The 24660-nt window shown below is 51.7% G+C and carries 27 protein-coding genes; 23 read left to right on the forward strand and 4 right to left on the reverse strand.

Translation table 11 applies throughout. From position 1 onward, the window contains the following. The first annotated feature begins 132 nt into the window (after nucleotides 1-132). The 4 genes from BOW06_RS07020 (at nucleotide 133) to BOW06_RS07035 (ending at nucleotide 4490) form a co-directional block, all read left to right on the forward strand. The gene (locus BOW06_RS07020) at nucleotides 133-549 is read left to right on the forward strand and encodes an antitoxin Xre/MbcA/ParS toxin-binding domain-containing protein (protein ID WP_043118604.1); all 417 of its coding nucleotides are present in this window, start codon (nucleotides 133-135) and stop codon (nucleotides 547-549) included. Between the two features lie 475 nt (nucleotides 550-1024). Continuing rightward, nucleotides 1025-2845: a translational GTPase TypA gene (typA, locus tag BOW06_RS07025; RefSeq protein WP_078462836.1), complete on the forward strand. Its 1821-nt coding sequence runs from the start codon at nucleotides 1025-1027 to the stop codon at nucleotides 2843-2845. A gap of 143 nt (nucleotides 2846-2988) precedes the next feature. Next, the gene (locus BOW06_RS07030; protein WP_162181121.1) at nucleotides 2989-3846 is read left to right on the forward strand and encodes a CPBP family intramembrane glutamic endopeptidase; all 858 of its coding nucleotides are present in this window, start codon (nucleotides 2989-2991) and stop codon (nucleotides 3844-3846) included. Between the two features lie 110 nt (nucleotides 3847-3956). Continuing rightward, on the forward strand, nucleotides 3957-4490 hold the full coding sequence (locus BOW06_RS07035) for a hypothetical protein (RefSeq protein ID WP_043118609.1): 534 nt from the start codon (nucleotides 3957-3959) through the stop codon (nucleotides 4488-4490). Between the two features lie 46 nt (nucleotides 4491-4536). Here BOW06_RS07035 and BOW06_RS07040 read toward each other — a convergent pair whose 3' ends face one another. Further along, nucleotides 4537-5373, reverse strand: a complete 837-nt coding sequence (locus BOW06_RS07040) for a sulfurtransferase (protein WP_078453201.1) — start codon at nucleotides 5371-5373, stop codon at nucleotides 4537-4539. 110 nt (nucleotides 5374-5483) lie between these two features. On the opposite strand from BOW06_RS07040, the gene BOW06_RS07045 reads away from it, so the two are divergent. After that, complete coding sequence (locus tag BOW06_RS07045; RefSeq protein WP_143555817.1) at nucleotides 5484-5873, forward strand: DUF6455 family protein; 390 nt, start codon at nucleotides 5484-5486, stop codon at nucleotides 5871-5873. Nucleotides 5874-5941: 68 nt separating this feature from the next. Here BOW06_RS07045 and BOW06_RS07050 read toward each other — a convergent pair whose 3' ends face one another. After that, nucleotides 5942-6379: a hypothetical protein gene (locus tag BOW06_RS07050; RefSeq protein WP_052132326.1), complete on the reverse strand. Its 438-nt coding sequence runs from the start codon at nucleotides 6377-6379 to the stop codon at nucleotides 5942-5944. A 259-nt stretch (nucleotides 6380-6638) separates the two neighbouring features. On the opposite strand from BOW06_RS07050, the gene BOW06_RS07055 reads away from it, so the two are divergent. The 5 genes from BOW06_RS07055 (at nucleotide 6639) to BOW06_RS07075 (ending at nucleotide 11748) form a co-directional block, all read left to right on the forward strand. Then, nucleotides 6639-7664: an amino acid ABC transporter substrate-binding protein gene (locus BOW06_RS07055; RefSeq protein ID WP_370602480.1), complete on the forward strand. Its 1026-nt coding sequence runs from the start codon at nucleotides 6639-6641 to the stop codon at nucleotides 7662-7664. A gap of 76 nt (nucleotides 7665-7740) precedes the next feature. Continuing rightward, the gene (locus BOW06_RS07060; protein ID WP_078462837.1) at nucleotides 7741-8925 is read left to right on the forward strand and encodes an amino acid ABC transporter permease; all 1185 of its coding nucleotides are present in this window, start codon (nucleotides 7741-7743) and stop codon (nucleotides 8923-8925) included. 1 nt (nucleotide 8926) lies between these two features. Beyond that, nucleotides 8927-10027 carry an amino acid ABC transporter permease gene (locus BOW06_RS07065; RefSeq protein WP_043118614.1) on the forward strand — a complete coding sequence of 367 codons (1101 nt, stop codon included), beginning with the start codon at nucleotides 8927-8929 and terminating at the stop codon, nucleotides 10025-10027. 14 nt (nucleotides 10028-10041) lie between these two features. Further along, nucleotides 10042-10821 carry an amino acid ABC transporter ATP-binding protein gene (locus tag BOW06_RS07070; RefSeq protein ID WP_043118616.1) on the forward strand — a complete coding sequence of 260 codons (780 nt, stop codon included), beginning with the start codon at nucleotides 10042-10044 and terminating at the stop codon, nucleotides 10819-10821. 144 nt (nucleotides 10822-10965) lie between these two features. Beyond that, nucleotides 10966-11748, forward strand: a complete 783-nt coding sequence (locus tag BOW06_RS07075; RefSeq protein WP_052132327.1) for a DUF2189 domain-containing protein — start codon at nucleotides 10966-10968, stop codon at nucleotides 11746-11748. Between the two features lie 6 nt (nucleotides 11749-11754). On the opposite strand, the gene nadB is transcribed toward BOW06_RS07075, so the two are convergent. Continuing rightward, nucleotides 11755-13380, reverse strand: coding sequence for an L-aspartate oxidase (nadB, locus tag BOW06_RS07080; protein WP_078453999.1), 1626 nt, complete (start codon nucleotides 13378-13380; stop codon nucleotides 11755-11757). Nucleotides 13381-13523: 143 nt separating this feature from the next. On the opposite strand from nadB, the gene rpoE reads away from it, so the two are divergent. The 13 genes from rpoE to pdxJ all read left to right on the forward strand — a co-directional run bounded on the left by rpoE (nucleotide 13524) and on the right by pdxJ (nucleotide 23913). Further along, nucleotides 13524-14099: an RNA polymerase sigma factor RpoE gene (gene rpoE / locus BOW06_RS07085; RefSeq protein ID WP_043118618.1), complete on the forward strand. Its 576-nt coding sequence runs from the start codon at nucleotides 13524-13526 to the stop codon at nucleotides 14097-14099. Between the two features lie 12 nt (nucleotides 14100-14111). Further along, nucleotides 14112-14678 (forward strand): sigma-E factor negative regulatory protein, encoded by a 567-nt coding sequence (locus tag BOW06_RS07090; RefSeq protein WP_043118620.1) that lies wholly within the window; start codon nucleotides 14112-14114, stop codon nucleotides 14676-14678. 23 nt (nucleotides 14679-14701) lie between these two features. Next, nucleotides 14702-15616: a MucB/RseB C-terminal domain-containing protein gene (locus tag BOW06_RS07095; RefSeq protein WP_052132328.1), complete on the forward strand. Its 915-nt coding sequence runs from the start codon at nucleotides 14702-14704 to the stop codon at nucleotides 15614-15616. Further along, nucleotides 15613-16092 (forward strand): SoxR reducing system RseC family protein, encoded by a 480-nt coding sequence (locus tag BOW06_RS07100; protein WP_052132329.1) that lies wholly within the window; start codon nucleotides 15613-15615, stop codon nucleotides 16090-16092. Before BOW06_RS07095 ends, BOW06_RS07100 begins: the two co-directional genes overlap by 4 nt. Before the next feature lie 5 nt (nucleotides 16093-16097). After that, nucleotides 16098-17531, forward strand: a complete 1434-nt coding sequence (locus tag BOW06_RS07105; protein ID WP_078454589.1) for a DegQ family serine endoprotease — start codon at nucleotides 16098-16100, stop codon at nucleotides 17529-17531. Nucleotides 17532-17556: 25 nt separating this feature from the next. Further along, nucleotides 17557-17799: a glutaredoxin family protein gene (locus BOW06_RS07110; protein ID WP_043118622.1), complete on the forward strand. Its 243-nt coding sequence runs from the start codon at nucleotides 17557-17559 to the stop codon at nucleotides 17797-17799. A 108-nt stretch (nucleotides 17800-17907) separates the two neighbouring features. After that, on the forward strand, nucleotides 17908-19710 hold the full coding sequence (lepA, locus tag BOW06_RS07115; RefSeq protein WP_043118623.1) for a translation elongation factor 4: 1803 nt from the start codon (nucleotides 17908-17910) through the stop codon (nucleotides 19708-19710). 42 nt (nucleotides 19711-19752) lie between these two features. Continuing rightward, nucleotides 19753-20553 (forward strand): signal peptidase I, encoded by an 801-nt coding sequence (gene lepB, locus BOW06_RS07120; RefSeq protein ID WP_043118625.1) that lies wholly within the window; start codon nucleotides 19753-19755, stop codon nucleotides 20551-20553. After that, on the forward strand, nucleotides 20537-20920 hold the full coding sequence (locus tag BOW06_RS07125; RefSeq protein WP_043118627.1) for a DUF4845 domain-containing protein: 384 nt from the start codon (nucleotides 20537-20539) through the stop codon (nucleotides 20918-20920). The genes lepB and BOW06_RS07125 overlap by 17 nt, the downstream gene beginning before the upstream one ends. A gap of 11 nt (nucleotides 20921-20931) precedes the next feature. Further along, a complete protein-coding gene (rnc, locus tag BOW06_RS07130; RefSeq protein WP_078454598.1) occupies nucleotides 20932-21594 on the forward strand; it encodes a ribonuclease III in 663 nt (220 codons plus the stop codon). Next, nucleotides 21584-22489 (forward strand): GTPase Era, encoded by a 906-nt coding sequence (era, locus tag BOW06_RS07135; RefSeq protein ID WP_043118629.1) that lies wholly within the window; start codon nucleotides 21584-21586, stop codon nucleotides 22487-22489. The genes rnc and era overlap by 11 nt, the downstream gene beginning before the upstream one ends. After that, nucleotides 22486-23181, forward strand: coding sequence for a DNA repair protein RecO (gene recO / locus BOW06_RS07140; RefSeq protein ID WP_043118631.1), 696 nt, complete (start codon nucleotides 22486-22488; stop codon nucleotides 23179-23181). Before era ends, recO begins: the two co-directional genes overlap by 4 nt. Before the next feature lie 6 nt (nucleotides 23182-23187). After that, a complete protein-coding gene (gene pdxJ / locus BOW06_RS07145; RefSeq protein WP_370602488.1) occupies nucleotides 23188-23913 on the forward strand; it encodes a pyridoxine 5'-phosphate synthase in 726 nt (241 codons plus the stop codon). A gap of 67 nt (nucleotides 23914-23980) precedes the next feature. Here pdxJ and lexA read toward each other — a convergent pair whose 3' ends face one another. After that, a complete protein-coding gene (gene lexA, locus BOW06_RS07150; protein ID WP_043118634.1) occupies nucleotides 23981-24601 on the reverse strand; it encodes a transcriptional repressor LexA in 621 nt (206 codons plus the stop codon). Nucleotides 24602-24660: the final 59 nt, after the last annotated feature.

Below are 24660 nucleotides of genomic sequence, written 5' to 3' on the forward strand. Positions count from 1 at the left end.
AACACGACGGGAGGTGTGATTGTGCGTCGCAAAAAAGCATACAGAAGACATGGCTGCCCGATGAAGATTCGGCATGCTACAATACCTGACTAAATTAATAGGTAATTCCTCACCGGAGTTTTTGGCGGAATCATGACTGAAGCAGCAGCAAACAAGAAAGAGGCAAGAACTGAAATCACGCAACATGTGATGAGGCTGCTCGATTTGTGGCGACTCGAAACGAGTGAAATGCAGGCGCTTCTCGCCATGCCTTCCAATGTTCGATCAAGAAGCTTTCACAAGTTCCGTGAGGGTATTGAGCCCTTTCCGGAAGATGAGAAGGTTCTGCGCCGTGCTGGCTACCTGCTCAGAATTGCCGATGCACTTCGCACAACTTATCCTATGAATCCGCGCATGGCCGGAATGTGGATTCGCCAGCCACATCGTCGTTTTGGTCGACGCACTCCGTTGTCAATTATTCTCAATGATGGTGAGAGTGGTTTGATCGCAGTGCTGTCGGAACTCGACTGCACTTTCTCCTGGGATCTGACAGGTTCGAAGCAGGGCTGACAAGCGGCTGGAAGCAGTTCTAAATTCGGGTGACTCTGTTGCTGGTAGAGGGTACATCACAACATCAGAAAGTGCTTCTATAAGCAAAGCATTTGTATATACATAAGGGCGTTTATCCACATAACCCATCCTGCTACTAGAAATTAACCCCTTAGCTGACTAGGGTTCAGTGATCACGTAGAAAAACGCTTTAACTCTTTGAAATAAATGTCATTTTAAATCTGTATAAAAAATGACCAATTTATTACAACCCTTTTGCCATCAGGCGATTGCGATGAGATTCCTATCTTACTCACAAAGTTATCCACAGCAATTGTGGAAAACTTTGAGCCAACCTTAGGTATAACCCTGACAAAGTCACGAGGATTCAGATACAGGGAGTGATTTTGCCTCGGAACAATTAGAGGGGCGTTTTCTTTCAGTCCTGTTATAATGCGCCGCCTTGAACTTAAATCCCTCCTGTCAGGAACTCTCTGTGATCCAGAAATTACGAAATATCGCCATCATCGCGCACGTCGACCATGGCAAGACAACACTCGTCGATCAGCTGCTACAACAATCCGGCACACTTGGCGAGCGCTTCGGTCCCGTCGAGCGAGTCATGGACTCTAACGATCTTGAGAAAGAGCGTGGTATCACGATTCTCTCCAAGAACACGGCGATTGTCTGGAACGACTACCGCATCAATATAGTAGATACTCCCGGCCACGCTGATTTCGGCGGTGAAGTTGAGCGTGTTCTGTCGATGGTTGACTCAGTCTTGCTGCTCGTTGATGCACAGGAAGGACCGATGCCACAAACACGCTTCGTGACCCAGAAGGCATTCGATCATGGCCTGCGTCCGATCGTCGTGGTTAACAAAATCGACAAGCCGGGTGCACGCCCCGACTGGGTCATTGACCAGGTATTCGATCTCTTTGACCGCCTTGGCGCCACAGATGAGCAGCTCGATTTTCCGATTATCTACGCATCGGCAATCAATGGCTATGCGAGCATAGAGGACACGGATCGTGAAGGTGACATGCAGCCGCTGTTTGAGGCTATCGTGGAACATTGTCCATCACCGGACGTCGATCCTGAAGGTCCGTTCAGAATGCAGATATCGAACCTCGACTACAACAGTTACGTTGGTGCAATCGGTGTTGGTCGTGTCACGAGTGGCAGGGTCAAGCCCAATCAGCAGGTGGTTGTTGTCAAGCCAGGTGGTGAAGAGTACAAGGCCAAGATTGGCCTGGTCTACGGTTATATCGGCCTTGAACGGAATGAAGTGGAGCAGGCTTCTGCGGGTGACATCATTGCCATTACCGGTCTTTCTGCACCGAATGTCTCGGATACCTTGTGTGATCCTGAGACTGTTGAGGCGCTGCCTCCCTTGTCTGTTGATGAGCCAACAGTCTCCATGACCTTCCAGGTCAACACCTCGCCGTTTGCCGGCAAAGAGGGCAAGTACCTGACTTCACGCCAGCTCAAGGAGCGTCTCGAACGTGAACTGATCCACAACGTGGCACTGCGCGTCGAGGAGGGTACTGATCCGGAGAAATTCAAGGTATCCGGTCGTGGTGAACTGCACCTGTCGATTCTACTTGAGAACATGCGCCGCGAGGGTTACGAGTTGGCGGTATCACGTCCTGAAGTTATTTTCCGCGAGATTGACGGTGATGTATGCGAACCGTACGAGCAGCTGACTGTTGACGTCGAAGAGAAGAACCAGGGTGGCATCATGGAAGCACTCGGTGAGCGCAAGGGTGATCTCAAGAACATGATGCCAGATGGTAGTGGCCGTGTGCGTCTCGACTACATTATTCCATCACGCGGACTGATCGGTTTTCAGACCGAGTTCATGACACTCACTTCCGGTACCGGTCTTATCTACCACGTGTTTGATCACTATGGTCCGACCCAGAGGGGTGGAATTGCACCACGTCACAATGGTGCATTGATTTCCAACAGCACCGGCAAGGCGCTCGGCTATGCACTCTTCAACCTGCAAGATCGTGGCAAGCTCTTCATCAGTCATGCTGAAGAGGTTTACGAAGGCCAGGTTATCGGTTTGCATTCACGTGACAACGATCTCACTGTTAACCCGCTGAAGGCGAAGCAGTTGACCAACGTCCGTGCTGCCGGTACTGATGAAAACCTGATTCTGACGCCACCGCTCAAGTATTCACTCGAGCAGGCACTGGAAGCGATCGAGGATGATGAACTGGTCGAGATCACACCCAGCGCTGTCCGTATCCGCAAGCGTCACCTCAAGGAACATGAGCGCAAGAAGGCATCGCGCGAGCCGAAGAGTTGATCCTGAATAGTTAATTACCACAGGGTGGGTTGAGCCAAGGGCGAAACTCACCGGCAATGAATGCTAATATCATTTGTTGATGACAACTGAATAGACAGACAATTCATATGCTTTCCGGTTTGCGTGTCCTAGCAGCTTTTATATTGGCGATTGTAGTTGCCTTGCTTCTCAGCGCGCTGGTGAATGCACCTCTATATGATGCTTTCCCCGAGCTCTCGTCACGGGGGCCGCATAAGCTGATGAATACCACCGGCAAACTGTTCCTGATACCGATATTCCTGTTTTTACTCGCCTGGTATGGCCTTAACAACAAGCAGGCGCTTGGTTATGGCCTTGAGCGCAGGCTCTTCATCGCAGAGTTGTTCAGGGGCCTGCTGATGGGGATTGGCATTCTGTCATTGCTGAGTGTTGTCCTGATTGTTCTCGATATCCGCTATCTGAAGCCCATTGGTGACGATTTCGCAATGATCCTGCTGAAGGCGATCATCGGGGGGCTCCTCGGCGGTATTCTCATCGGTTTTATCGAGGAGACCTTCTTTCGCGGCGGCATCTACGGTGCGATGCGCAAGAATGCCGGCTTTCCTGTTGCCTTGCTGCTATCAAGCCTGCTCTATGGTTCGATGCACTTTATCAAGCCGCTGCCGCTGCCAGAGGGTGAGCCTCTGCATTGGTACAGTGGTTTCCTGATCTTGCAGGGGAGTTTTGATCAGCTCGCAGACTGGGCGACACTGGACTCATTTATCGGTCTCTTTGCAGTGGGTCTCTATCTTGCTATCGTGCGTGAACGCACTGGTAATCTTGCCTATGTTATTGGCCTGCATGCGGGATTCGTTTTCGTGATCAAGGTTGTGCGCAAGATCACCAAGGTCGATTCGAGTGAACCATTGAGTGTTCTGGTTGGCAGCTATGATGGAATGGTGGGTTACCTGTCGGCGACTGGCCTCTTGATCCATGCAACCCTGACCTGGTTCTTCTGGCGCAGGAACAACAGCTCAAGGTAATTGCTGCAGTATAACTTTCGTCATGCCATTCTTGTTTTCGATCAGGTCAGAGACGATGGGTCTGGTGTCATTCCAGGTCAATTAACTCACAACTGAGAAAACAATCGGGCATGCGTACTTTACTCCTTTCAATATTCATATCCTTTTCAACATGCGCATATGCATTAGATGAAGATGACAAGAATCGTAGTTTATTGCAGTGGTACCAAGGAGAATGGCAACAGGTTAATGCGGCTGGAGAGTCGTTCTATGGGGGATGTGTTGGTAGAAGAGAAATTGCTAACATTCATGCCTTTCCAAACCTTAAGTACAACTCAACGTATAATGGTGTTTTACTCATAAAGGCGAGTGAAGCAAAACCCGATCATCTCTTTTTTTCATCAGCATTGCCCTATATCAATGCGCATTATGATACAAGCGGCATTCAGCTTCTGGTACCGGTGAAAACAAAATCAAATGCAGTGAAAGTCCCTCTGTCTATAGAGGAGAGTGGCAATTATATGAGAATTCATTTGGCCAGTGAGATTCCAGGCATGCCATACAAACGTTATATCGACTTTGAAAATAACCAGCTCAAATTTGTAGCATACGGATCACCCGGGACTGAGAATGAGCGGCCATATTATTTTTCCCGTTGCCCGTAGATTGATGGGGTCTGATCACATGGCTTTCGTCATGGTGCATCCTCTTCTACATATCGCGAATCCACTCACTCCATGAGCCGACATAGAGCTTTGATCCATGCATGCCTGCTATCTCCATCGCCAGCATGTTGTGGATCGATGTAACTCCAGAGCCACACATGTGTACGACACTTTCGGCAGCACTATCTCCAAGCAGCCTGTTGTATTGCTCTCTGAGTGCATCGGCAGGCAGAAAGCAGCCGGCTTCATCGAGATTGTTCTGGAAAGGGTGGTTAATGGCACCTGGAACATGCCCGGCAATCCTGTCGATCGGCTCCGTGATTCCGTCGAAGCGTTCAGCAGTACGGGCATCAACAAGCGTGATTGCGTGCTTCTCAAGGCCCTCGGCGACTGACTGCTTGTCGAGCCATTGAAGGTTGTCAGTTGTCGCCTTGAAGTGGCCGGGTTCTGTTTGCGGTGCCGTGTTTTCGAGCGGTCGCTGTTCAGCAATCCACTTCTGCCAGCCTCCGTTGAGAACGGCGACTTTTGTATGGCCCAGCCAGCGTAGCATCCACCACAGGCGTACAGCGAAAGCGCCCGACATATCATCATAGACAACAACCTGTGAATCATTACTGATTCCCCAGGCCTCAAGTCGATTGACCAGTTCTTCCACATCGGGCAGCGGATGCCGACCGGTTACGGATGTCACTTCCGAGGCGAGGTCCCGGTCGAGGTGAGCATAGCTTGCATTCGGCAGGTGGGACTGCATCCAGGACTGCTCGCCGGTGTCAGTGTTTGCCAGGTCAAAACGGCAATCGATCACAACCGGTTGCTGATCAGCCGCTGACTCTTTCTGCAGTCTGGCCAGTTCATGGGTCTCTATCAGGTTGCTGTAACTCATAGGGTTAGCATGCTCTTATATACGTCTTGATTGATATTTATCAATTTTAATCTGTGTGCCGCCATTGATAATTCCTGATTATTACCTGTTTAATCTGGATGTGAAAGCGTATGAGTCTACCAATGGAAATAGGCAGCATGCTTGGTGTACTGGTTCTGGCGCTGCTGGTGCTCGCCGTGGCGCTGGTAATGCCCTACGCAATTGCCCGCAACCTGGTTACAGGTCACACTTATCGCAATCAGCTGGATAAAGGTCTGGATAGCTTGCGCATCTCCAATATGCTTGGTTTTCTCGGTATCAACAGGTCGGAATACCTGCACACGCAACATGGAGTTGATATTCAAACTCACATGGAAAAATGTGATGCCTGCGAAGACAAGGAGTTGTGTGACGATGTGCTGTCAGAGGAGCGTCAGGAGGAGACGGATCTCGGCTTCTGCGCCAACATTGATGACCTGAAGCGAATCGAAGAGGAGCAGAAAGGTAGCGCGGCAAATTAAGCTGCGTATGAATATCCCACACTCCAGCAGCAACACATCTCAGTAGCTTTTGGTGCAATTGCCTTCCATCAGAAGAATAGCGTCATCATCACGGCTTCCGCCAGCAACACTACGATTGCGGCTTTTGCCACGAGTTTCATCAACTCCTCGAATCGTGCCTGTCGTTGCTTGTATCGGGCTATACTTGCATCAATGCTTTGCATGGTCTCATCGTCCAGATCCGGATCGATCCATGTTTCACTCTGTTTCAGCTGCCGACTTTTGACAGCGGCGATGGCATCTGCAACTTTCACCCTGTAGCGGTGATTGTCCAGGTCAACAAGTTGATGTCGCAGCGCTTCGTGAATATGCATCATGGCTGCATCGATATCATTAAAACGGGCCAGGTAGCAGATGTGCCCGCCAGCCTCGCCATCCGGCAACTTTGGCGCATAGAGTTGCTTGCCAAAGCGGATGATGCCCTGGTGCTGAGGGTGGGTTTCAACTGACAAATAACCTGGGTGCATTATTCCTGATAATCCCTGAAGTACTGCTATGCACAAAATCATACTCCAACATTTTGCAGCTGTCGTCGAACTTTATCAGCAGTTACTTATCTTCAGTCAGGGGCTTTCTTTTGCATGATGAATCGTGGCAGACTAGCCGTCTACCTAGGTGATTTGAAGTTTTTGGTAGAACAATAAATATGACAAAAACTGAGTTGCTGGCTGGAATGCTGTTACTGACGGTTTCATTTCGTCAGCACCTTAAATGGAGATAAAAGGAATGATGAAGAAAAACTATTTAGCTGTTGCAGCAATTGCATCAGCCGTTCTCATATCATCAAATGCAAATGCTGGCACCACTTTTGATGCAGTCAAGAAAAAGGGCTTTGTCCAGTGTGGTGTAACCACTGGTCTGACAGGCTTCTCTGCTCCTGATGACAAGGGTAACTGGACCGGCATTGACGTAGACGGCTGCCGCGCGGTTGCAGCTGCAGTATTCGGTGATGCTAAAGCAGTTAAATTCACTCCCCTTACTGCCAAGGAGCGTTTCACTGCGCTGCAGTCTGGCGAAATCGATATGCTGTCGCGCAATACCACCTGGACACTGACACGTGACTCTTCGCTTGGTATCAGCTTTGCCGGTGTTAACTATTATGATGGACAGGGCTTCCTCGTGAACAAGGATCTTGGCGTCAAGAGTGCGACTGAACTTGATGGTGCTGCCGTCTGTATCCAGGCTGGTACCACCACAGAGCTGAACCTGGCCGACTACTTCCGTGCCAAGGGCATGAGCTACACCCCGGTGACTTACGACAAGTCGGAAGAGACTGTAAAGGCGTTCGAAGCCGGTCGTTGTGATGTACTGACATCTGACCAGTCTCAACTCTACGCGCTGCGTCTCAAGCTGAAAAGCCCCGAAGCTGCAGGTGTATTGCCAGAAGTGATCTCAAAAGAGCCTCTCGGTCCTGTCGTGCGCCAGGGTGACGATGCCTGGTTCAAGGTTGTTCGCTGGTCACTCATTGCCCAGGTCAATGCTGAAGAGCTCGGTGTGACATCTGCCAATATCGATGATATGAAGAAGAACAGTACTGATCCTAACGTCAAGCGTCTCATCGGCCTGGACGGTATCAAGGGTGAAGGCCTCAACCTCGATGATGCATGGGCTTATAACATCGTCAAGCAGGTAGGTAACTACGGCGAGATGTTCGAGCGTAATGTCGGCATGGACAGTCCGCTGAAAATCGCACGTGGTCTCAACGATTTGTGGACCAGGGGTGGTCTGCAGTACGGCACGCCGATTCGTTAATCGCGTGTTCTGAAACAGGTGTGGGGGCAGTCGCCCCCACATTTGTAATGATTTTAGTACAAGCGGGTAAATAGTTATGGCATATGAACAGCCCTCTGTTCCTGCCAAGGCCAAGTTGTGGAATCGTCCCGGTTTCCGTGCACTTGTATTCCAGGTATTACTGGTTGCGGTGCTGCTGTACTTCGGACTGACGATTCTGGGTAACACGCTGCATAACCTCGAACAGCGCGGTATCAGCACAGGTTTTGGTTTTCTTAATAACGAAGCCGGTTTCGGTATCGTTATGTCGCTCATCGAATTCAACGAGAGTCATACCTTTGGCCGTACCTTTCTCGTCGGCTTGCTTAACACGGTGCTGGTCTCATTTCTCGGTATTATTCTTGCCACGATTCTTGGCTTCCTGATTGGTGTAGCCCGTCTCTCGAGAAACTGGATCGTCAGCAGGTTAGCTGCTGTTTACATCGAGACTTTTCGAAATATTCCACTACTGCTGCAGATTCTCTTCTGGTATTTCGCAGTACTGGCACAGCTCCCGCGTCCCAAGCAGAGTATTGGTATCGGTGAAACAGTGTTTCTCAACAATCGTGGTCTCTACATGGGCGCACCAGTTCCCGAGGCTGGCTTCTCGATGACGATTGCCGCATTTTTTATCGGTATCATCGCGACATTTTTCATTGCCCGCTGGGCACATAAGCGTCAGGATGCTACAGGTAAACAGTTCCATACCGTGTGGGCAGGCATTGGCCTGATTATCGGTCTGCCTGCAGTTGTATTCCTCTTCTCCGGTACGCCACTGGCATGGGACCTTCCCGTTCTCAAGGGTTTTAATTTCAAGGGAGGCATGGTGATTATCCCGGAGCTGGCAGCACTGCTGCTGGCGCTGAGTATCTATACGGCTTCCTTTATTGCCGAGATCGTGCGCTCGGGTATTCTCTCGGTCAGTCATGGCCAGACGGAAGCAGCGCATGCACTGGGTCTGCGTAATGCTCCGACACTTCGCCTGATAATTATTCCCCAGGCGATGCGCGTGATCATCCCGCAGCTTACCAGCCAGTACCTCAACCTGACGAAGAACTCGTCACTCGCGACGGCGGTTGGCTATCCCGATCTTGTTGCAGTATTCGCAGGCACGACACTGAACCAGACAGGACAGGCTGTTGAGGTGATCGCCATGACAATGGCTGTTTACCTGACACTGAGCCTGCTGATCTCCTTCTATATGAACTGGTACAACAAGCGCAAGCAGTTGGTGGAGAGATAATATGTCGAAATTTGTACCACAGCCTGATCTGCCTGCACCGATTACCAATGTCGGTGTCATAGGCTGGCTCAGAAACAACCTGTTTCCATCCCCGCTTGATACTGCCATGACATTGGCGGCACTCTATTTTCTTTATCTCTATGTTCCGCCATTGTTCGACTGGGCAATATTCAGTGCCGACTGGTTCGGTGACTCGCGTGATGCCTGTACCAGTGGCGGCGCTTGCTGGGTTTTTGTCAGTGTGCGCTTCAAACAGTTCATGGTGGGGCTCTACCCGGATGCCGAGGTCTGGCGTGTTTCGACTGCGGCTGTTCTCTTTGTTGCCCTGATGATCCCGATGTTTATCAAGGGCTTCAAGCACAAGGCCTGGTTGGGTGCTTTCATCCTGTTCGGTTTTCCCTTCATCGCATTCATCCTCTTTTCCGGCGGCTCGTTTGGACTGGAACTGGTTGAGACGAATATGTGGGGCGGACTCTTTCTGACCCTGGTGCTCTCGTTTGTCGGTATCGTTGCAGCCTTGCCGCTGGGAATTCTGCTGGCGCTCGGGCGGCGTTCCAGTATGCCTATCGTCAAATCGGTATGCGTGGTTTTTATCGAGTTCTGGCGTGGTGTTCCACTGATTACCGTGCTTTTCATGTCCTCGGTGATGCTGCCGCTGTTTCTACCCGAGGGAATGAACTTTGACAAGCTGCTACGTGCCATGATCGGTATCGTGCTGTTCCAGTCAGCCTACATGGCCGAGGTAGTACGAAGTGGCCTGCAGGCCATTCCAAAGGGGCAGTACGAGGCGGCCAAGGCGCTTGGTCTGAGTTACTGGCAGAGTATGGGGCTGATTATTCTTCCGCAGGCGCTGAAGCTGGTTATACCCGGTATCGTTAACACCTTCATTGCACTGTTCAAGGATACCACCCTGGTATTGATTATCGGCCTGTTCGATCTTCTCTCCATGATCCAGAGTGCGTCGCAGGACGCCAAGTGGCTCGGGTTCGAGATCGAGGGCTATGTATTTGCCGCACTGATTTTCTGGGTTTTCTGTTTCGGTATGTCACGTTACAGCATGTCGCTAGAGCGCAAGCTGGAAACCTCTCATGCGAGAAACTGATAAGGATTAAGAGTATGTCTGAAGAAAATGCAAACAAAGCTAACCTTGAGGTTTCTGACAAGGTGATGATTGAACTCAAGGATGTTCATAAATGGTATGGTGAATTTCACGTCCTGAAGAATATCGATCTGACAGTACGCAAGGGCGAGCGCATCGTTATCTGTGGACCCTCGGGTTCGGGCAAATCAACCCTGATTCGTTGTCTCAATCGTCTTGAGGAGCATCAGCGTGGCCAGATCATTATCGATGGCACTGAGTTGACTGATGATGTGAAACATATCGACGCGATTCGCAGTGAAGTTGGTATGGTGTTTCAGCACTTCAACCTGTTTCCGCACCTGACGGTACTGGAAAACTGCTGCCTGGCACCTATATGGGTGCGCAAGATGCCGCGCAGGGAGGCCGAGGATGCTGCTATGGAGTACCTCGAGAAGGTCAAGATACCGGAGCAGGCGAAGAAGTATCCCGGACAGCTTTCCGGTGGTCAGCAGCAGCGCGTGGCGATTGCCCGCAGTCTGTGCATGAATCCCAATATCATGCTCTTTGATGAGCCAACTTCGGCGCTGGATCCGGAGATGATCAAAGAAGTGCTGGATACCATGATCAGCCTCGCGGAGACTGGTATGACCATGATTTGCGTGACTCACGAGATGGGCTTCGCAAAGACGGTTGCCAATCGCGTGATCTTTATGGATGGTGGCGAGATCATTGAGCAGAATGAACCGGACGAGTTTTTCAACAATCCGCAGTCGGATCGTACCAAGCTGTTCCTGAGTCAAATACTGCAGAACTAATCGATAGTCGTTGGTCACGAATCTGTTTGCTGACCAGCAACTAACGACCTTTTTCTGCTGCGCTGCATGATTACGTGCCCGGTCAAAACCTCTACAGTCCCATGAAAGTTGCAATCAATAGCAGCTAAACAGGAGGAGGATAGGTTGGATAACAATAAAGAAGTGGTAGTGGAGAGAGACGAGAACGGCGAAGAGATCAAGCCGCTTCTTATTTCGGCAAATACAATTAGTGTTCGTGCACCGTTCGAGTGGCTTGCCAAAGGCTGGGCTGATATTCGCCGTGCACCGCTCTTCAGTCTCACTTACGGCGGTGTCATTCACCTGTCTACGCTGCTGGTCTTCTGGTTGGTCTACCAGGGCGGGAACACCACCATGCTGTTTACCATCGGCATGGGAGCCTTGCTGGTAGGTCCGGCGCTCGCATTTGGTCTCTACTCGATCAGCCGCCAGATCGAACTGGGACTGGAGCCGCGTCCCGGCTACTGTTTCAGGGAGGCCAGCAAGCACATGCGCAACGAGTTGCTGTTCGTCCTGATCCTGTTGGTGATCCTGCTGATCTGGGCGCGCGCCGCATCAATGGTGCACATCTTCTTTCCCCTCGGTGACGATATCGGTATCGAGGGCTGGATGCAGTTCCTCGCTGTCGGCACTGCCGTCGGCAGTTTTTTCGCTGCACTGGTCTTCGTTACGAGCGTCTTTTCCCTGCCCCTGATGCTGGACAGGAACACCGATGCGATCACCAGTGCCCTGACGAGTATCAATGCCGTGCTCAACAACAAGCTGCCGATGCTGGTGTGGGCTGCGCTGATCGGTGCCCTTCTGCTTGCCGGGGTGGTGACACTGGGCATCGGCATGATTGTCGTCTTCCCGCTGCTCGGACACGCCAGCTGGCATGCTTACCGCGACACAATCAGCCAGCAAGCCTGAAGCTGGTTACTCTTCCTCGACGACCGGGTAGTAGTTGTTCGGAATGAGCACGGTCGGTTTTTTCTGCTGCTTGTCTTTATTGGGGAAGTCGATGGTGTAGTGAAGGCCACGACTCTCCTTACGCAGTTGAGCCGAGCGGATAATCAGGTCTGACACTTCAACCAGGTTACGCAGTTCCAGCAGGTCATTATTGACACGAAAGTTGCTGTAATACTCATCAATCTCGTGACGTAACAGGTTGGCGCGGCGCTTGGCGCGTTCGAGCCGCTTGTTGGAACGAACGATACCGACATAGTCCCACATGAAGCGCCTGAGTTCATCCCAGTTATGTGAGACGACAACGCGTTCGTCTGAATCCGAGACGCGACTTTCATCCCATGGTTTGATTTCACCAACAGGTTCAATGTCGGCAATCTGTTTTTCGATATTCTGAGCAGCAATCTGGCCGAAAACGAGGCACTCCAGCAGTGAGTTGCTTGCCATGCGATTGGCGCCATGCAACCCGGTATAAGCTGTCTCACCGATTGCATAGAGGCCGGGAATGTCGGTGTGAGCTGCCTTGTCAGTAATGACGCCACCGCAGGTGTAGTGTGCGGCAGGAACCACCGGAATGCGTTCGCGAGTGATATCGATACCGAATTCAAGGCAGCGTTCATGGATAGTCGGGAAGTGCTCCCTGATGAAGCTGGCCGGCTTGTGGGTAATATCAAGATAAACGCAGTCGGCGCCCAGGCGTTTCATCTCGTGGTCGATGGCGCGCGCAACAACATCGCGAGGTGCGAGTTCGGCACGTTCATCGAATGCCGGCATGAACCGCTCTCCATTCGGCAGGTGCAGTGTTGCCCCTTCACCACGCAGTGCCTCGGTGATGAGGAATGATTTGGCATGCGGGTGGAAAAGACATGTCGGATGAAACTGGATGAACTCCATGTTGGCGACACGGCAACCTGCACGCCATGCCATGGCGATGCCGTCACCCGTGGTGACATCCGGGTTGCTGGTATAGAGATACGCTTTGTTGGCACCGCCTGAGGCGAGTACTACCACAGGTGCTGCATAGGTCTCGACCCTGTCGTTACCGACATCAAGAATGTAGCAGCCGAGAATTCTTTTCGCCTTGCTGCCACGTGAACTGGTAATCAGGTCGATAGCGATGTGGTCTTCGAACAGGTCGATGTTGTCACGTTTTTTTGCCTGAGAGACGAGAGTGAGTTCGACCTCTTGCCCGGTTGAATCGGCCGAGTGGATCACACGCCGGTGACTGTGCCCGCCTTCGCGCGTGAGATGGAATTCGGAACGCGGGTCTTGCTCATCCTCGCGAGTGAATCGCACACCATTGTCCAGAAGCCACTGAATATTTTCGGGGCCGCGCTTGACAGTATCCCGTACCACCGACTCTTCGCACAGGCCGGCCCCGGCAACCAGGGTGTCGCGTACATGTGATTCTATCGAGTCTTCCTCGTCAAGAACTGCGGAAATGCCACCCTGCGCATAGAAAGTATTGCCCTCTTCAAGCTCGCGCTTGGCAATCACGGCAATGCGCAGTTTCTGATCCAGTCGCAATGCCAGGCTGAGTCCGGCGGCACCACTGCCGATGATTAATACATCATGATTAAAGCGGGAAGAGGGCATTTGTTGAGCATTTAAAGATAGAATATATATATGATGCTAGCCGAACTGGATATTGATGCAACTATTTATGAACTTCACCGCGTCTTCATTGTCCCATTTTAAATCGGGAAATTTGAGCAAGACGGAGCCATGGAGCCCGCTCTATGGCTGAAGAGAGTGATCTGGAACTGGTACAGCGCGCGCAGCGTGGTGACAAGCGTGCCTTCGACCTGCTGGTACTGAAATACCAGCAGAAGGTTGCAGCGGTTGTTTCACGCTATGTACGTGAGCAGGCTGATGTGCTGGACGTGGTGCAGGAGTCCTTTATCAAGGCATACCGTGCACTGCCTAAGTTCCGCGGCGACAGCGCCTTTTATACATGGCTCTACCGGATATCGATCAATACGGCTAAAAATTACCTTGTCTCCCAGTCACGGAGACCGCCGGGATCGGATGTAGACGCCGAGGTTGCCGAACAGCTGGATGCCGGTGAGCGCCTTAAAGAGCGTGCGCGGCCTGAAGATCACCTCATGCGTGACGAGGTTGAGGCAGCAGTCTGGAAGGCGATTAATTCGCTGCCTGAGGAGCTGAGAACTGCGATAACACTGCGCGAGATTGACGGTATGTCCTACGAAGAGATTGCAGAAACCATGGCATGCCCGGTCGGCACCGTGCGTTCACGTATTTTCAGGGCACGTGAAGCAATTGATAACAGTTTGAAACCTTTATTGAATCCGTAAGTCAAAGAGAACATGAAGAAGATGACAAATCCCGAACCGGAACAACTCTCTGCTCTGCTTGATGGTGAAATTTCGTACAAGGATGGCAAGCAGCTAGTCGACAGCTTGCTGAGCCGAGAGGAGGCGAAAGCAACACTTGCCAGGTATCAGACCGTTCGTGCCTGTCTCAATGGCGAAACAGCTGAAATCAACCACGCAGACCTTTTCGAGAGCATCCATAACCAGCTGGCAGAGGAGCCTGTTATTCTGGCACCGGCTGCGATAAAAGGCGGGATTTCACAGGGCATCAAGCGCTTTGCCTCCGGCGGTGCACTTGCCGCAGGTGTTGCAGCTGCAGTCATTTTCGGCGTCAACTCCCTTTCAACAAATGTGCAGGAGCCTGCATTTGTAGCAAATAGTGGCAATGCCCCTGCGGTTGTGATGGCGCCCACTACAGTCTCTTCCCCTGCTGACGCAGAGCAACCAAGCTCAGACAGGCATGGACTTGAGATCTATCTTGAAGAACACGAGAGCCTCTCAAGGGGTTCACTTGGCACTGGTCTACCATTGGCAACCATGGTAGGTTACGAGGGATTCTGAAACTTTCCGTCGATCCTTCGTTTATGCAACGTACCTTAATCAGTCTCGCACTGACTCTCCTGCTTTTTACCCCTGCAGTTGCACAAGACGAGGCAACAACGCTTCTCGATCGCATGACGCAAACTGTGCGTAATCTTAACTATGAGGGCGATTTCGTCTACCAGACCGGCGAAGTCCTCAATGCCATGCATATTGTGCATAGCGTCAGGGAAGGTTTTGAAAAAGAACACCTGTCGACACTGACCGGCCCGAAACGTGAAATTATCCGTGACGACTACACCATCACCCGCCTGACTCCGGATAAAGAGAGGCCTTCAGTATCCGAACGCAGACGTTCACATTTACCAACACTTGCATCGTTTGACCCTGAGCGTCTCGCAAGCCTTTATCGAATTGAGGTGATTGGTGATGAGCGTGTTGCAGGCCGCCCGGTCACACTTGTTGCAGTAATGCCCAAGGATGCCTTTCGCTACGGACACAGACTCTATCTTGATAAAGAGACTGCGCTGCCGTTGAGGCGTGTTGTGGTTGACCGCAAAGGCGCCACCATCTCCCAAATGATGTTTACGACGATCGAAATCTCGGAAATGGATACGCAGCCGCAGGAGGTTAGCGAGACACCCGTCGAAGCGGTTGAGTATGACGGCGAGTGGAGTTTTGATGGGATCCCTGCGGGCTTCATTATTGAGCTTTACAGTCACACAGAGCCGGCGGGACAGGCTCGTGACCATTTTGTTTTTTCGGACGGTATTACGCGTCTCTCTCTCTACATAGAGAATGGTAGTGGTGGTCAGGATAACCGCCAGACCAGCGTGGGGGGCGTCGGTATTCTTTCTACCAAGGTCGATGGTCATAAGCTGACAGTAGTCGGTGAAGCGCCGCTTGATACTCTCAAGATATTCCTGCGTAGTGCCAGGCGCAATTCGGCAGGGAAATGATCGAGGAGCAGGCAGTTGTCACTGCTGTAGCAGGTGATTTGATCGAGGTCAGGGTTGAGCAGCAGTCTGCATGCGGTTCATGCAGTGCCAAATCTGGATGTGGTACCTCCATTGTCGCTTCACTTTTTCCCGGTCGCCAGCAACAGCTGCAATTGCCAAATACCATCAATGCAGTTGTCGGAGAGAGGGTTGTCCTGTCGATCGCAGAAGAGGCGATTATTTCCGGCAGCCTGCGACTCTACCTGTTTCCGTTGCTGGGCTTGATTGCCGGTGCCATGCTGCTAAATTCCATTGCTATCCAGCTAGCACTGCCGCAGGAACTATTTCAGGTTGTCGGTGGTCTATTCGGCATGGGACTGGTACTTTTCATGGTAAGCCGTATGCGCCGACAAAAAGCGCTTGGTGAGATTCAACTGCGCCGTTCAACTGATTCCGTCTCCGGAAATCATGTATCACTGGATAATCTGACGAGGTAACCTGAATGATAAGGACAATCACTGCACCAGTAAGTGCATTTCTGATGACGCTAACTCTTCTGTTCTCTGCAGTTGCGCATGCGCAGTTGCCTGATTTTACCGAGCTGGCAGAGAAGAATTCACCTGCGGTGGTGAATATCAGCACTAAGCAGAATGGCACATCCGGTAATAAGTCCGGGAAGCATCATTTTGATATACCCGAGATGCCTGGTGGCGCACCATTTGATGATTTGCTGAAACGTTTTTTTGGTGAGCAGTTCGATTTTGACCAGATGCCTGACTTTAAAAGCGAGTCGCTGGGGTCCGGTTTTATTATCAGTGAAGATGGTTATGTCATGACCAATCACCACGTTGTGAATGATGCTGATGAGGTGATTGTACGTCTTGCCGACAGGCGCGAATTCACTGCTGAAATTATCGGTTCTGACAAGCAGACTGATGTTGCACTACTGAAAATCGATGCGGATGGACTGCCAACCGTGAAAGTTGGCAACGGGGCAGATCTCAAGGTTGGTGAATGGGTTCTGGCTATCGGTTCGCCTTTCGGTTTTGATCACTCGGTCACTGCAGGTATTGTCAGTGCAAAAGGTCGCAGTCTTCCCGAAGAGAACTACGTGCCCTTCATCCAGACGGATGTGGCGATTAATCCGGGTAATTCAGGCGGACCACTATTCAATCTCGATGGTGAAGTCGTCGGTGTGAACTCCCAGATCTACAGCCGCAGCGGTGGTTTTATGGGGCTCTCATTCTCGATTCCGATCGAGGTGGCAATGAATGTCGCTGATCAGCTGCGCTCCAAGGGCAAGGTCTCGCGTGGTTGGCTGGGTGTGTTGATCCAGGACGTAACCAGGGAGCTTGCGGAATCCTTCGATATGGAAAAACCGATGGGAGCGCTTGTGGCTCGTGTCATGCCTGACAGTCCGGCTGAAAAGGCGGGCATGCAGGTCGGCGATATCATCATTCGTTTCAACGGCAAGCCAGTTGAGAAGTCATCCAAGCTGCCACCCATGGTTGGCTCGGCAAGTATCGACCGTCCGGCACAGGTTGTTGTGCTGCGCGCGGGTGACGAGAAGACTATCTCTGTCAATATAGGCGAACTGCCTGATGAGCAGCTTGCCATGCTGGAAAAAGAGCCGCAGCCTGAGCCTGAAGAGAAAGAGACAATTCTGGGTCTCGTGGTCTCGAACCTGACCCAGATGCAGCGAAATGAACTCGGAATCGCAGAGGGCGGCGTCATCGTCGAAGAGGTGCAGGAGGGACCTGCACGCAAGGCGGGTATTCGTACTGGTGAAGTCATCGCCATGATCGGGAGTCACCGCATAATGGATGTTGATGATTTCAGGAAGGGAGTAGAAAAACTGCCAAAAGAGAAACCGATTGCGATCCTGGTACAACAAAAAGAAGGTTCACGCTGGCTGACGCTTCGACTCTCTGATTGATCTAGAGTTTAGCCGGGGCTGCTGAATGGTCAGGCTGGAATTCTATTACCGGGAGGGGTGTCACCTGTGCGAGTCGATGTGGCACGAGCTGGGTGACTACCGCTCCCGTAATAACCTTGAATTCAGCTGTATCGACATTTCGCGTGATGAGAGTCTCGAAACACGCTACGGAGATATGGTCCCGGTGTTGGCCCACGGTGAACGTGTCATCTGTAACTATTTTCTCGATCCGGAACTTCTCGACGCCTTTCTGGTTAATCCGGATTAATCTCCCTGTTTGCGCAGAAATTCGTTAGAATATGCAAACTTTTGACCGTGCTGTGCGATAGAAGCAGGCGGTCTCCTTCAGTGCCGGACACCACAAACATCACCACTAATGACAGACCTGAGCCACATACGTAACTTCTCCATCATCGCGCACATCGATCATGGTAAATCGACGATTGCAGATCGTTTTATCCAGCTGTGCGGCGGTCTCACCGAGCGCGAAATGGACAGCCAGGTGCTTGATTCCATGGATCTCGAAAGAGAACGCGGAATTACCATCAAGGCGCAGAGCGTCACTCTCGACTACACCGCGAGCGATGGTGAGACCTACCAGCTCAACTTCATTGATACCCCTGGACATGTCGATTTCTCCTACGAGGTGTCGCGTTCACTCGCTGCATGCGAGGGTGCATTGCTGGTTGTTGACGCAGCCCAGGGTGTTGAGGCGCAAAGCGTAGCCAACTGCTACACGGCAATCGAAATGGGCCTCGAGGTACTGCCGGTACTGAACAAGATTGATCTTCCCTCTGCCGAGCCTGATCGCGTCATTAACGAGATCGAGGAGATTATCGGCATCGAGGCTGAGGATGCCCTGCATGTCAGCGCCAAGACAGGCATTGGTATCAAGGAGTTGCTCGACAAGCTGGTTGAAACCATTCCACCGCCCGAGGGCGACGAGAATGAGCCGCTACAGGCATTGATTATCGATTCCTGGTTCGACTCCTATGTCGGGGTTATCTCGCTGGTGCGTGTCATCAATGGCGTGCTGAAGAACAAGGACAAGATCAAGATCATGTCGACCGGCCGTCAGCACCAGGCTGACAACGTGGGTGTCTTTACTCCCAAGAAGACAGTTACCGGACGTCTCGGCCCGGGTGAGGTTGGATTTCTGATCGCCGGTATCAAGGAGATCGACGGTGCACCTGTCGGTGATACCGTGACCCATTTCGATAAGACGGCCGAACAGCCATTGCCCGGTTTCGAGGAGATGCGCCCGCGTGTCTTTTCCGGTCTCTACCCGGTCAGCTCCGATGATTACGAGAGTCTGCGCGATGCGCTGCAGAAACTGCGTCTTAACGATGCGGCTTTGCATTACGAACCCGAGACCTCGCAGGCACTCGGTTTCGGTTTCCGCTGCGGTTTCCTTGGCATGCTGCACATGGAGATCGTGCAGGAGCGCCTTGAACGTGAATATGATCTCGACCTGATTACAACAGCACCGACTGTAATTTACGAGGTGCTGAGTAACGACGGCGAGGTGATCAAGGTTGATAACCCGGCAGATTTGCCCGATCCCTCCAAGATCGACGAGATCCGTGAACCCATCATCGAGGCGACCATTCTCGTGCCCCAGAATATGCTTGGTCCGGTTATCTCACTGTGTGTCGAGAAACGTGGTGTCCAGAAGAACATGCAGTATCTCGGTGGCCAGGTACAGATTAACTGGGAGCTGCCGATGAACGAGGTGGTGCTCGACTTTTTCGATCGCCTCAAGTCAGTCAGTCGCGGTTATGCCTCCTTTGAATACGAATTCAGGCGTTTCCAGCCTGCACCACTGGTGAAGCTGGATATCCTTATCAACGGCGAAGCAGTTGATGCGCTCTCTGTCATCGTCCACAGGGACGCATCGCAGAGCCGTGGTCGCGAGTTGACCGAGCGCATGAAAGAGCTGATACCAAGACAGATGTTCGAAGTCGCCATCCAGGCTGCGATCGGCAGCAAGATTATTGCCCGCTCAACAGTCAAGGCGCTACGCAAAAATGTCACGGCCAAGTGTTATGGTGGTGATATCACGCGTAAGAAAAAACTGCTCGAAAAACAGAAAGCGGGCAAGAAGCGCATGAAGCAGGTTGGCAGTGTTGAGATTCCCCAGGATGCATTCCTGGCAGTACTCAAGGTTGGCCAGGATTAACTGAAAAGGCATAATGACCTTTAATCTCTAAATGGAGCAGGAATGAGTTTTGATATAGAAACAGTGCTGGTATTAGTTGTCGTTGTAATGGGAGTCGTGTGGCTTCTGGATCGACTCTACCTGCGTAAACGACGCAAAAAGGATGTCAAGGAACCCTTCCTGGTCGACCTGTCGCACTCTTTGCTGCCAGTCTTTCTGATTGTCCTGATTCTGCGCTCTTTCGTCTTCGAGCCATTCAGAATTCCCTCGGGCTCGATGATGCCGACACTGCTGGTTGGTGATTTTATTCTCGTCAACAAGTATGCCTATGGACTCAGGCTGCCCGTTAGCCACAGCAAGATCATGGATACCGGATCACCGCAACGAGGTGATGTTGTGGTGTTCAGATTTCCCATGAATGATTCTATCGACTATATTAAACGAGTGGTTGCCGTTCCCGGAGACACTGTCGCCTATCGTGACAAGATCCTCTATATCAACGGTCAGCCGCAGCAGGTTGAAGGACTGGAAATCTACAATGGTGTTGGCGGAGGAAAGCGCGAGACTGGTGTATTACATGCTAGTGAGAAACTGGATGGCGTTGAGCATAGTGTGCTGATTAACCGGCGCCGTCCCGATTTCGGACCGGGCTGCCAGGTGTTGGCTGATGGTCCCGTGAGAATCCCTGAGGGGCACTATTTTGCAATGGGGGATAACAGGGATAACAGTAACGACAGCCGTTGCTGGGGTCTCGTCCCCGAGAAAAATCTGGTTGGTCGAGCCTCGATGATCTGGATGAATTTTGATTCTGATTTACCGGGGTTCCCTGTTGAGTGGAGTCGTATTGGTGAAACTATTAAATAAACAGAAAAATCAGCGGGGCGAATCAACTCTCTCGATCCTGTTGTTGATCGTTGCCGCAGTGCTGGTCGGTACTTTTGCGTTCAAGGCGGTGCCGGCTTACATGCAAAACAGGACGATCGTCGGTATTCTTGAGGAGCTTCAGCAAGATCCGACCATGAAGGGGAAGAGCACAAGCCAAATGAAAGAGTTGTTTTTCAAACGTCTGAGAACCAATTCGATCTACGAATTTGACAAGAAGAATTTCACTGTCAAGGAAGAGACGAGGCACACGGTATTACGTGTCACTTACTCGGTACAGAAAAAATATATGTTAAATATCGATCTGTTGCTGCATTTTGACGATTCCGTGGAAATTCCTCCTAATTGAAACTTCCCCTGATGAAACTGTCCGAGCTGATCAACTATCAGTTCGACTCGCCTGCGCTGCTGGAACTCGCACTGACACACAGGAGTGCCGGCGGTAACAACTACGAGCGCCTTGAATTTCTCGGTGATGCCATTCTCGGCATGGTGATATCCGACTGGCTCTACAAGCGCTTCCAGGCGGCCAGTGAGGGGCAGCTAAGCCGTTTGCGTGCATCACTTGTCAAGCGCGAGACACTCGCTTCCCTGGCGCGAGAACTCGATATTGGAAAATATCTTGAGATGGGCGTCGGAGAGCAGCGCAGTGGTGGACACTCACGTGACTCAACCCTGGCTGATGCGATCGAGGCTATCATCGCTGCCGTCTATCTCGATGGCGGCATCGACAAGGCGCATAAGCTGATCCTGTCACTGTTTGACAGTCGTCTCCAGGCGGTCGATTTGAATGATTGCGGCAAGGATTCCAAGACACGATTGCAGGAATACCTGCAGGCGCGCAATCTCGAACTGCCCGAATATGAAATCCTGCGCACAGAAGGTAAACAGCATCACCAGACATTTACCGTACAGTGCAACGTGAAATCCCTGCAACTCACATCCGAAGGGATAGGCAGGTCACGCCGCAAGGCAGAACAGGCTGCCGCAGCCGCACTACTGGAACAAGTCGATGCAGAGTGAAGATAAAGTCACGCGCTGCGGGTATGCAGCTATCGTTGGACGTCCAAATGTCGGCAAGTCAACGCTGATCAATCGTCTGATTGGTCAGAAAATCGCGATTACCTCACATAAACCCCAGACCACACGCCATGCAATTCTCGGAATCAAAACCACCGATGAAGGCCAGATACTCTTTGTCGATACACCGGGCATTCACAAGCGCGGCGGCAAGGCGCTAAATCGTATCCTCAACCAGACGGCAGAATCTGTCTTGCCCGATGTCGATGTGATTGTTTTTGTCGTGCAGGCAGGCAGCTGGACTGAAGAGGATGAGAAAGTCCTCGCGGGTATTAAACGTTCAGGCAGACCGACCATTCTCGTGCTTAATAAAATGGATAAGCTCGAACGGCGTGAAGAGGCTTTGCAGTTGTTGGCAGAGCTGAGTAAAAAATATGCGTTCGAGCAGATGATTCCAACCTCTGCATTACAGGGAAAACAGGTCGACGTGGTTGAGTCAGAAGTGATGAAACTGCTTCCGGAAGCCGATATCTGGTACCCGGAAGACCAAGTCACTGACAGGTCTGAACGTTTCCTTGCAGCCGAATTGCTGCGAGAGCAGCTGACGCGCCGCTATGCAAAGGAGCTTCCCTATGCAGTGACGGTCGAGATCGAGCGATTCGAAGACGAGGGATCACGCTATCGAATCTCGGCGGTTGTGTGGGTCGAAAAGCCGGGTCAGAAGGGCATACTCCTTGGCCACAAGGGTGGAGCCATGAAAGAGACTGCACGCATCGCACGTGAGTCGATGGAGAGCAGTTTCGGACGCAAGGTGTGGCTGGACGTGTGGGTCAAGGTTAAAAAGAGCTGGTCATCCGATGAGCGCTCTATCGCCAGCCTGGGCTATACCGATCAATGAGCATACTGCTGAGGCGCGCCTTTGTGCTTCATCGGCGTCCTTTCAAAAACACCAGCCTGCTGCTGGAACTTTTCGTTGAAGGCGAAGGACGTTTCCCTGCAGTTTCTCGCGGCGGTGCCAAGGGGAGTACGGCCGGACTGTTGCAGCCCTTCACTCCACTGAGGCTTGGCTGGGGAGGGCGTGGGGAAGTGAAAAGCCTGCACGAGGTTGAGCCGGATGACTATCAGCTTGATCGCCTGGTTGGCAAACCTCTCTTCTGCGGCCTTTATCTCAACGAGTTGCTGATGCGCCTGGTGCCAAGATCTGAGCCACATGACCAACTCTTCGGTGATTACATCAGAACACTCTCAAGCCTCGTTGGGGAGATCCCCCTGGATTGGAGTCTGCGCCTGTTTGAGATGCGCCTGCTGCAGGCAGCAGGATATGAGCTGGTAACCGACGTGACGCTCGAAAACGAGCCAGTTGAACCGGGCAGAAACTACCTTTACCAAAAGGGCAGGGGCTTTTCTGAATCTCCTGTCGAGCTATCAGCAGACACCTCGAATATCATCTCGGGCAGGACATTGATTGCACTGCACAATAAGACGTGTGATGATATTCAGCTACGTCAGGAAGCGAAGCAGCTGTTGCGTCGCGTGATTGACTATCACCTTGATTACAAACCATTAAAAAGCAGGGAGCTTTTCGGATAATTGACCATGATGAAGAGATTACTTGGCGTCAATATTGACCATGTGGCAACACTTCGTGAGGCGCGCGGAACACCTTATCCCGACCTGGTAAAGGCAGCACTCATGGCCGAGGAGGCAGGTGCCGATGCCATTACGCTTCACTTGCGTGAAGATCGACGCCACATTCAGGACAATGATGTTGAAATTCTCATTGGCCGTTTGAAAACACGTATGAATCTCGAGATGGCAGCAACAACAGAGATGCTCGGGATTGCCAAACGCATCGGGCCGGCCGACTGTTGCCTGGTACCCGAAAAGCGCGAGGAACTCACCACTGAAGGTGGGCTTGACGTTGCAGGCCAGAAGGAGATGCTGACAGATTATTGTGCTGCACTTGCAGAGGCAGGTATTCGGGTTTCACTTTTTATCGATGCCGATCCAGTTCAGCTGGAAGCTGCTAAAGAGGTGGGTGCACCTGTTATCGAGATTCACACCGGTCACTATGCGGATGCCGCAGACCAGCTGCAGCGTGAAGCCGAACTGGAGAAGGTGCGTAAGGCAGTTATCCAGGGGAGTGAGCTCGGTCTGCAGGTGAATGCGGGACACGGACTCGATTATGACAATGTACAGCCTGTTGCCAGGTTAGAGGGTGTCATCGAATTGAATATCGGTCATTCGATTGTCAGTCGTGCAATCTTCTCTGGCTGGCATGCAGCAGTTGCTGATATGAAAGAGCTGATGGTCAGCGCTTGAGTCCAGGCCTGTTTTAGGCTGTGTCATTGTCATATTAAACGCGGCGCCCCCGCCGCGATCGGGTTTTCTAATGCACGTAACTACGCATCTGCCCCACCAGTACACCCTGAATCTCGACCTGGTCAGGACGATATGTCATGGGTGACATGCTCGCGTTGGCAGGGTGAAGAATTGTACTCGTCGCCTGTTGTTCAATCCGTTTCAGGGTGGCTTCTTCACCTTCGACCAGGGCAACGATGATTTCACCATTACGTGCGTGCGAACGCTTCTCTATGACGACGAAATCGCCATCCAGAATCCCTTCATCAATCATTGAGTCTCCTTTTACCTGTAACACGTAGCAGGGAGCCTGTGTGTGCATCCATGTTGGAACATCGAGCGTTTCCGGTGTGGAGACGGCCTCGATCGGTTGTCCTGCGGCGATGCGCCCCAGCAACGGCAGTCCGCTATCGTGTCCACTGCTTTGCATCGAGCTTGCAGTCAGGCGAATGCCCCTGCGCTGGTTGTTCATTGGTTCGACAAGCCCGGCTTCAATCAATGCCTGTACCTGCTTATGCATGGAGCCGCGGGAACTCAATCCCATTGCCGTACAGAGTTCGGATAGGGTGGGCGGGTGTTCGAACTGTTCCTGGTTGTTGAACAGGAAATCGTAAATCTCCTGTTGTCTGCGAGTCAGGGTGTCAAACATATCGAGGTTCTCTTTGTGTTCTACTAAATTCAGTATAGAACAGGTGGAGAACTAATGAA

The organism is Solemya velum gill symbiont (assembly GCF_002020255.1).
Classification (GTDB): domain Bacteria; phylum Pseudomonadota; class Gammaproteobacteria; order Chromatiales; family Chromatiaceae.

Bases quoted from the DNA above. Each gene is read 5' to 3' on its own strand.
- recO (WP_043118631.1), top strand. From the start codon at position 22,486: ATGAGCATACTGCTGAGGCGCGCCTTTGTGCTTCATCGGCGTCCTTTC.
- BOW06_RS07110 (WP_043118622.1), top strand. From the start codon at position 17,557: ATGGTCAGGCTGGAATTCTATTACCGGGAGGGGTGTCACCTGTGCGAG.
- BOW06_RS07060 (WP_078462837.1), top strand. From the start codon at position 7,741: ATGGCATATGAACAGCCCTCTGTTCCTGCCAAGGCCAAGTTGTGGAAT.
- era (WP_043118629.1), top strand. From the start codon at position 21,584: ATGCAGAGTGAAGATAAAGTCACGCGCTGCGGGTATGCAGCTATCGTT.
- lepB (WP_043118625.1), top strand. From the start codon at position 19,753: ATGAGTTTTGATATAGAAACAGTGCTGGTATTAGTTGTCGTTGTAATG.
- BOW06_RS07020 (WP_043118604.1), top strand. From the start codon at position 133: ATGACTGAAGCAGCAGCAAACAAGAAAGAGGCAAGAACTGAAATCACG.
- lexA (WP_043118634.1), bottom strand. From the start codon at position 24,601: ATGTTTGACACCCTGACTCGCAGACAACAGGAGATTTACGATTTCCTG.
- BOW06_RS07055 (WP_370602480.1), top strand. From the start codon at position 6,639: ATGATGAAGAAAAACTATTTAGCTGTTGCAGCAATTGCATCAGCCGTT.
- BOW06_RS07070 (WP_043118616.1), top strand. From the start codon at position 10,042: ATGTCTGAAGAAAATGCAAACAAAGCTAACCTTGAGGTTTCTGACAAG.
- BOW06_RS07050 (WP_052132326.1), bottom strand. From the start codon at position 6,379: ATGCACCCAGGTTATTTGTCAGTTGAAACCCACCCTCAGCACCAGGGC.
- BOW06_RS07105 (WP_078454589.1), top strand. From the start codon at position 16,098: ATGATAAGGACAATCACTGCACCAGTAAGTGCATTTCTGATGACGCTA.
- rnc (WP_078454598.1), top strand. From the start codon at position 20,932: ATGAAACTGTCCGAGCTGATCAACTATCAGTTCGACTCGCCTGCGCTG.
- lepA (WP_043118623.1), top strand. From the start codon at position 17,908: ATGACAGACCTGAGCCACATACGTAACTTCTCCATCATCGCGCACATC.
- BOW06_RS07065 (WP_043118614.1), top strand. From the start codon at position 8,927: ATGTCGAAATTTGTACCACAGCCTGATCTGCCTGCACCGATTACCAAT.
- BOW06_RS07040 (WP_078453201.1), bottom strand. From the start codon at position 5,373: ATGAGTTACAGCAACCTGATAGAGACCCATGAACTGGCCAGACTGCAG.
- pdxJ (WP_370602488.1), top strand. From the start codon at position 23,188: ATGATGAAGAGATTACTTGGCGTCAATATTGACCATGTGGCAACACTT.
- BOW06_RS07095 (WP_052132328.1), top strand. From the start codon at position 14,702: ATGCAACGTACCTTAATCAGTCTCGCACTGACTCTCCTGCTTTTTACC.
- BOW06_RS07035 (WP_043118609.1), top strand. From the start codon at position 3,957: ATGCGTACTTTACTCCTTTCAATATTCATATCCTTTTCAACATGCGCA.
- BOW06_RS07045 (WP_143555817.1), top strand. From the start codon at position 5,484: ATGAGTCTACCAATGGAAATAGGCAGCATGCTTGGTGTACTGGTTCTG.
- nadB (WP_078453999.1), bottom strand. From the start codon at position 13,380: ATGCCCTCTTCCCGCTTTAATCATGATGTATTAATCATCGGCAGTGGT.
- BOW06_RS07090 (WP_043118620.1), top strand. From the start codon at position 14,112: ATGAAGAAGATGACAAATCCCGAACCGGAACAACTCTCTGCTCTGCTT.
- BOW06_RS07100 (WP_052132329.1), top strand. From the start codon at position 15,613: ATGATCGAGGAGCAGGCAGTTGTCACTGCTGTAGCAGGTGATTTGATC.
- rpoE (WP_043118618.1), top strand. From the start codon at position 13,524: ATGGCTGAAGAGAGTGATCTGGAACTGGTACAGCGCGCGCAGCGTGGT.